8 protein-coding genes are annotated in these 6,863 nt (G+C 38.3%); 2 read left to right on the top strand and 6 right to left on the bottom strand.

Features of this window, described 5'->3' with window-relative positions:
* Positions 1–432: 432 nt before the first annotated feature.
* From AC23P2_RS30780 to AC23P2_RS30760, 5 genes are all read right to left on the bottom strand, one after another.
* Positions 433–2,142: a hypothetical protein gene (locus AC23P2_RS30780; RefSeq protein ID WP_487776739.1), complete on the bottom strand. Its 1,710-nt coding sequence runs from the start codon at positions 2,140–2,142 to the stop codon at positions 433–435.
* 70 nt (positions 2,143–2,212) lie between these two features.
* Positions 2,213–3,934 carry a tetratricopeptide repeat protein gene (locus AC23P2_RS30775; RefSeq protein WP_487776738.1) on the bottom strand — a complete coding sequence of 574 codons (1,722 nt, stop codon included), beginning with the start codon at positions 3,932–3,934 and terminating at the stop codon, positions 2,213–2,215.
* 255 nt (positions 3,935–4,189) lie between these two features.
* Positions 4,190–4,411 carry a helix-turn-helix domain-containing protein gene (locus AC23P2_RS30770; RefSeq protein ID WP_487776737.1) on the bottom strand — a complete coding sequence of 74 codons (222 nt, stop codon included), beginning with the start codon at positions 4,409–4,411 and terminating at the stop codon, positions 4,190–4,192.
* A 3-nt stretch (positions 4,412–4,414) separates the two neighbouring features.
* The gene (locus AC23P2_RS30765; protein ID WP_487776736.1) at positions 4,415–4,951 is read right to left on the bottom strand and encodes a DUF2975 domain-containing protein; all 537 of its coding nucleotides are present in this window, start codon (positions 4,949–4,951) and stop codon (positions 4,415–4,417) included.
* 219 nt (positions 4,952–5,170) lie between these two features.
* A complete protein-coding gene (locus AC23P2_RS30760; protein WP_487776735.1) occupies positions 5,171–5,560 on the bottom strand; it encodes a DoxX family protein in 390 nt (129 codons plus the stop codon).
* Between the two features lie 141 nt (positions 5,561–5,701).
* Between AC23P2_RS30760 and AC23P2_RS30755 the strand changes: the two genes are divergently transcribed.
* Complete coding sequence (locus AC23P2_RS30755; RefSeq protein WP_487776734.1) at positions 5,702–5,842, top strand: winged helix-turn-helix transcriptional regulator; 141 nt, start codon at positions 5,702–5,704, stop codon at positions 5,840–5,842.
* Positions 5,843–5,987: 145 nt separating this feature from the next.
* A complete protein-coding gene (locus tag AC23P2_RS30750; protein WP_487776733.1) occupies positions 5,988–6,143 on the top strand; it encodes a transposase in 156 nt (51 codons plus the stop codon).
* Between the two features lie 326 nt (positions 6,144–6,469).
* On the opposite strand, the gene AC23P2_RS30745 is transcribed toward AC23P2_RS30750, so the two are convergent.
* Entirely contained in the window at positions 6,470–6,634 is a 165-nt protein-coding gene (locus AC23P2_RS30745) for an integrase core domain-containing protein (RefSeq protein ID WP_487776740.1), read from the bottom strand.
* Positions 6,635–6,863: the final 229 nt, after the last annotated feature.

Here is a 6,863-nt window from a genome sequence, read left to right as displayed (position 1 = left end):
CGCCTTCAAGTCCGATATTTCTTTAATCAACTCTTCCATAATCTCATCTATGCAAATAGCGTACCTAAACAGTTACCTTTTGCCCGCGTCAAGACCAAGAAGTACTTGAATCCGTTTGTGAATCTTAACTGTCAATGGGCTTTTTAATAAAAGACCCTCTAATTCTAAACGGTCTTTTGTCTCTAATTAGATATGTTGCTTCTGCATAATTTCGCGTTTCAGAAGCTAATAGAAAAAATCGTACCAATTTAGTTTACAATGTATTAAAATTGAGGATTTAACGGAAAATGGCAAAGCCGTTCGACTATATTAGCCAACTACCGCAAAACAAAACCTTCATTTATTAATAAGCTATTTTTTTGGGAGAGGCAGTGGAGTGGACAATTTACAAAAATTGTGATATTAGCTCAAAACATCTTGAGAAGTAACCGATTATTCTATCAAATTAGGGTATTTTTTACGTAGTCGGTACCGCGTTTTCTTTACCGAATCAGCCGAAATACCCAGCATATTTCCTTTGATTTTGTCTGTCAGGTTTAACTTTTCCAACGCGGCAAGTCGGACTTCAGCAGCGGTCAAATCGGGGTATTTTTGGTCTAAGTGTTTAAAAAAATGGGGAAAAACCTGCTCAAAAATTTCTTTAAAATCTATCCAATCTTTTTCCGTCAATAAGACTGACTGTTGAAGGCTCCGTAAGGTTGCTTCAATGCCGTTTGGCTCCTCTTCGAGCAGATTTTTTTTATCTCTGATTTGAGCCGTTATTTTATCAATAAGTTCATTCTTTTCCCTAATATTTATGATGTATTGGTTTAATTGTTGATTTGTTTGAGCTAGTTTTTCTTCCGCCTGTTGACGTTTTAATTTTTCCAATCGCTGCGTTTGTTTTCTTCGTTCATTCAGCCATACAATGCCAATTCCAAAGGCCACAAATAGGCCAAAAATAATTACATCCCGAAGCATTCTTTCGTATTTGGCATTTGCTTCAAGTTCTTTTTTTTCGTTCAAAAACTTTTCCGCTTCTAATCTGCTCTCAAAGGCTGCTATTTTAGTAATATCTGTTGCTACTTTAATTGAATCATTAAGAAATAAAAGAGAATCTTTATAGATAGAGGCGAGTCTATGATTCTTTATTTTATCATAATAAAGGCCGTAAGTCATGTACCTTAGGCGATTGTATCCTCTACTCCAAAAGTGTTCATGCGTTCTGTAAGAAGGAAAATAAGTACTGGCTTTCTCCACCGAATCTAGTTTAAGCAAGCTATACGCAATATAGAGACGACCATTGGCCACGTTTAAAGGGAGAGATTTTTCGTTTACTTTTAAGTCGTAATACAGCGGTGGGAGCGACTTTTTGTATTCGCCTTTAAGCCAGTAAGTCAGCCCTAGGTTTCCCATAGCGACTCCCTCAATGGCAATATCTTTTGATTTTTTAGCAAACGCAACGGATTTCTTAAATTCGATTTCGGCTTTATCATATTCTTTCGAACGTACATAACAAAGCCCTATGTTATCATGGTAATCGGCAGGAAAATATAAAATATTATAGGGGTTTTTTAACCCCATTTCTTGGAATTGAATCGCTTTTTTATAGTCTTGGAAATAATAATATAAAGTAAAAAATCCGTCATAATAATAACTAGCGTGTCTGAAGGAAGTGTAGTTTAAATTTTCGAGTATTAGTTTTGCTTCAAAAATAAAAGGAAGGCATTTTTTTATTTTACCTTCAAAAAAATAGCGCATCCCAATGTTATAGTAACAAAATGCTTTTTGGTCGTCATTGCTTGCTTTGGCAAAAAAACTATTTGCTTCCTTTAAGACCGTTTCTTTCTTTAAACTATCTGGTTCTAAAATGTATTTTAAAATATAACGGGCCGTAATCGCATATTCTTTCAGTTGGTTATCGGAGAGTTCCTTCGCAATCTGCTCCAAACTATCTATTCGTTTAAAGTCATCTTTTGATTTTTGCCAATCATAATAAGAAGTCATAAAATAATTGATGCGATTCTCGGCAGGCTGCTTGGCTAAATTCTTTAAATACAACGGCATATATGGTTTACCAAAAGAGGACACGCCCCACAAACACATGCCGAAAGCCACCAAGTACTTCATTTTATCACACCAATACCTTGGTAAGTTTATCATACAAACGCGAGAGTTCAGAAAGTAAAAATACAAATAATGCCCTATTTCTAAAGACATCCAACACTATACGTTAAACATTACCCTCTTCCTGTACTTGCGAAACGTTTGGCATCTCCATCAAATTAGGATATTTTTTTCGAAGACGGTATCGCGTCTTTTTCACTGAATCAGCCGAAATACCGAGCATATTACCTTTGAACCGATCGGTTAGATTAAGTTTTTCTAAGGCCACTATTCGTTCTTCAGCGGCTGTTAAATCAGGATATTTTTTTGTCAAATTAGAGAAAAAAGACGGAAATACTTGTTCAAAAATCCCTTTAAAATCCGTCCACTGATTATCCGTTAGGAGCACACTTTTTTGAAGACTTCTGAGCACGTTGGCAAACTCGGTCTGGTCGATGGTAGGCTCATCATCCTCCTCAATTTGCGCGGTAATTTTTTCAATCAGTTCGTTTTTTTCTTTGATATTAGACAAAAACTGCTCCAACTGTTTGTTGGCATGGGCCAACATCTCTTCAGCTTTCCGCCGCTCTTCAACGTGTAAACGTTTTTCTTTTTTCCGACGGGAATTGAGCCAATATATTATTCCCAAAAAGATGACTGCCAGCCCACCAATCACCCAATTTCGTAAGCTACGTTCGTTGGCCACTTGCACCTGAAGCGCTTTTCGTTCGTTGATGTATTTATCGGCTTGCAAGCGACTTTCCAAAACCACAATTTTTTTGTAGTCCAATTGCAACTTCAACGTATCCTTCAATACCAGCAGTGAGTCTTTGTAACGGCTTGCTTTTCCAAAATCCCCTATTTTGGTATAATAACGTCCCTGAGTTTCAAAGCGTATTAAATCGTAGGTTGGATACGTCCAAACGGGCATTTTTATCGCAGGGGGAACTAAAAAAGCTTTCGCTTTTTGCACCGAATCAAGCATGATAAGAGCATTGGCGATGTACATTCTGCTAATTGCGGCATTTTCAGGAATGACCTTTTCGTTGACTTTAGCTTCTTCGTACAAATACGGCAAGGCACGTTTATACTCCCCTTTTAACCGTAGCAAATTACCCAAATTTCCTCGAATTAAGACTTCAAAATTAATATGTTTTTGCGCTTTTGCGGCCTTGGTTCCATCCTTAAACGCTTTTTCCGCCTTATCATATTCTTTCAATTTGAGATAACAAAGTCCCAAATTATTATAAATCCCCATGGGGGTAAAGACTGCATTTGGAGGCTCTTTGAGGGCATCTTCGCAGTGAAGTGCTGCCATTTTATAATCCTCAAAGAAATAATAGATATTAAAAAAGCCTATATAATAGTAAATACTGTGGGGAAATTTCCCAAAATAGGTTTCTTCCAATAGTTTTCGGGCTTTAAATAAAAGTGGAAGCCCTACAACATAATCTTTCTTATCGAAGGCAGCCAAGCCTCGACAAAAAAGAATGTAAGCTTTCAAATCATCATAGGGTGTTGCATTAAAAATGTCATCTATTTTTTTATTTAAAACAGATTTTTTTTCATCCAAATTTGCAGTTATTTCTTGTAGGCGAAGGCGTAATATCTGAAGGTACGCCAAGGCACGTTTGTCTTTTTCTTGACTAGCTACTTTTTGTAAACTATCCATTTGTAGTTCAAAACGACTGGTGGCATCCGTATTTTGGGCTACAAATTGGTAAGAAAAATCAATCAAAAAGCGAGTGCGTTTTTGCTCTACAGAGAACTGCTCTTGCCCATGCAGTGTCAAGATACTCCCCCACCCCATCCAACAAACTAAGAAAACAACCAGTACTCTAGGCAACATACGATGTATCGGTTAGGAGACATTGCTAATCTTGTCTCGCTTGGGTCAACCCAAAAATAGCACATAATTCGGGATATTTCCCACGAATCACATACCAAGAAACAAGCAATACCGCCTAAATCCCCCTTTTTTTTATTGACTATCAACCCAATAACCGAAAACTTAATATCCCAAAAACCCTCCCAGTTTATTTACTATTGATAGTCAAAGCATTAAATCGGTTGTACTGAATAAACAAGCAAAGCGAGCACGTGTTTATTCGCGCTCATTTGTTTCTTCCACATACTCAAGAATATCAGCAGGCTGGCAGTTGAGTGCTTTACAGATGGCTTCTAAAGTACTAAAACGTATGGCTTTGGCTTTTCCTGTTTTTAGAATAGAAAGGTTGGAAAGGGTAAGGTCAACTCTCTCCGATAGCTCGTTGAGCGACATTTTTCGCTTTGCCATCATGACGTCTAAATTAACAACGATGGGCATAGGTTAGATGGTTAAGTCGTTTTCGTTTTGAAGTTCAACTCCTCTTTTAAAAATTTGTGCAATTACGTAAATCACGGCCGCCATTAAAATAAAGGCTTGACTATCTTCCCAAAACGCATTTAAGCGGTCGGTGTCGAACTGGTGATGCTCCATGTTTTTGGCAACTTGTCGAGCAATGTAGCTGATAAGGCCAATGCAGAAGGTTTGTTCACTTAGTTGCGAGATTTTTGTGGATACATAACTATTAAAAGGATTTGACAAGTCCAATTTATCCAGCAAGAGGATGACGAGGTAGAATAATATGGCCTTTAACGTAGCAATCGTTAGGACAAAGCTATACATACCGTAAAACGCCCATTTGCTCTGCTGATACATTTCACTCAAATCCAGTTTTTGGTACAGATTGCCCACAAATTCGGGCTTGAAAATGCTAAAAAGAAAATTGACAAGCAGTGCCCCCGCTTCTATCGACAAACCGACAAAAATGACCCAAGCGATTACACGCAGAGCTTTGAAAACGAAGTTGTTTTGAGTTGACATTGTGTTGAATGTTAAATTGATGATGCAAATGTGAAAAATATTTATTGAAAAACAATAAAAATATATTGTTTAAATAAAAATATTTTTTGAACATCAAAACTTTAACTTCGCAAATGCTGTACTGTTGTTGGGTAGGATAGAAATAAATTAAGCCACACGCCTTCAAGTCGTTCCTTACGAGAAAAACTTGAAGGCGTACTTGGGAGTAGGGAGGGATGATTAGTGAATGGAGGCTTTGGTGTGTCGGCCCCATGCCACGAAGAACGCCAAAAGACCCATGAATATATTGAAACCAATATCTTTTGCCTCAACTCTTACAATGTGGAAAATACTGGCCGTAATCATTAGAGCAAGTATTCCATAAGCCGCCCAGATGGTTAGTCGAGGTTGGATATGAAGTAGCGCAGGGAGCAAAATTCCCACACCACCTAGTAGGTCGATAATGCCTGTGAGTGGAACAAGAGAAGGGGCATCTTTTATCCACGGAAAGGGAAGGCTTTCAGGGGCAAAGAGTTTCGTAAAACCTGCCCATACTAACGTGGCAGCTAGAAGCCCTTGGGCTATCCAAAGAATAATGTTCAGGATTTTGGAGTAGTTTGATTTTGTCATTTAATTGTTGTTGTTGTAGCGCAAAAGTAGCCACCTTTACAACCCAAACGGTGTTACTTTCCCGTGGGATAGTGCTATCCTACGTGAAAGTAATGTAAAAAAACGAAAGATATGTTGTCCAAAACTAGTTGTCCAAGAACAATGCTGTCGATTCAAGATGCCCTCGAAGCGGTTGAAGGAAGATGGAAGTTGCTCATTTTATTTGTATTGGCCGAAAATCCAAAACGCTTCAAAGAAATTGCCAGAGAAGTGAAAGGGATTACGGACAAAACGCTGTCGTAAGAGTTGAAAAGCCTAGAAGCCAATAAACTTATCCGCAGAGACGCCTATGATACGTTTCCGCCAACGTGTCATACTTGCGGCTCTAAGTGACCAATTTTGTAGTAGAAAGTGAGCAAAATAGTTTTAACTTTCTAATCAAAAACCAATGAAAAGTAGCAGATTTAACGAAACACAACGCAGAGCGATTGTAGATTCCCAAAAGAGTAAAACGGTAGAATTGATTTGTCAGGAACACCAAATAAGCCCGGGAACTTTTTACAAGTGGAAGGAGAGTTTCAGTATTCAAAATAATGAGGACTAAAACGCCTAAGAGAACTGGAAAAAGAGAACGAACAACTCAAGAAAATGTACGCAGAATTAGAGTTGGAAAAGCGAGTCATCAGCGATGCCTTGGAAATCGCAAAAAAGCTTGTAGCCCAGAAGAAAAAGACCAACTTTTGAGCCAAATCCAAGTGAAGAATCAAGGTCTAAGCCTACGCAAGCTTTGTAAATTTTTATCTTGGCGACGACAAACGGTGTATGTGTCCTGCTCCCCTAAGCCGCTACCAATTTAAAATAGAGACTTGGGTTATTATCAATAAACTGCTGGGGGGCAAATATCCCAGTGATGAATGTGGTCTATCAAAATTATAGTCGTTCCACGGCACGGGCCGCCCCGCATCTATCCAAATCATCTTGCACTTCTTGCACAGTTGTGAAATATTTGAGATTTAAACACTCCTTTCTTTGTGTTCCATTTAGGCGTTCTACAAGCCCATTTTGCGTTGGCTTTCCAGGTTGGGAAAATCGTATCTCTATACCATTTTCTTCTGCAAACTTTTCTAAGGCACTACTAATTACTGATGTTACGCCAATGTTGTGTTAAAGTATTAAATACGTAACTGTTTAGGTAGCCCATTGAAAAGAGCCTTGTAGGACAGATTCGATATTTTGAATGATATTCTGATTCATTTTTCGGATTGTAGAAATGAATCCAGCGATACGTGCATAGGCAGTCGCCCCACCGATACTTCGGAAGCAA

This window comes from Runella sp. R0.1_18 (assembly GCF_057652155.1).
The sequence above is the reverse complement of the archived record's forward strand: the minus strand, read 5'-3'. Positions and strand labels throughout refer to the sequence as shown.

Bases quoted from the DNA above. Each gene is read 5' to 3' on its own strand.
- AC23P2_RS30780 (WP_487776739.1), bottom strand. From the start codon at position 2,142: ATGATAAACTTACCAAGGTATTGGTGTGATAAAATGAAGTACTTGGTG.
- AC23P2_RS30775 (WP_487776738.1), bottom strand. From the start codon at position 3,934: ATGTTGCCTAGAGTACTGGTTGTTTTCTTAGTTTGTTGGATGGGGTGG.
- AC23P2_RS30770 (WP_487776737.1), bottom strand. From the start codon at position 4,411: ATGCCCATCGTTGTTAATTTAGACGTCATGATGGCAAAGCGAAAAATG.
- AC23P2_RS30765 (WP_487776736.1), bottom strand. From the start codon at position 4,951: ATGTCAACTCAAAACAACTTCGTTTTCAAAGCTCTGCGTGTAATCGCT.
- AC23P2_RS30760 (WP_487776735.1), bottom strand. From the start codon at position 5,560: ATGACAAAATCAAACTACTCCAAAATCCTGAACATTATTCTTTGGATA.
- AC23P2_RS30755 (WP_487776734.1), top strand. From the start codon at position 5,702: ATGCTGTCGATTCAAGATGCCCTCGAAGCGGTTGAAGGAAGATGGAAG.
- AC23P2_RS30750 (WP_487776733.1), top strand. From the start codon at position 5,988: ATGAAAAGTAGCAGATTTAACGAAACACAACGCAGAGCGATTGTAGAT.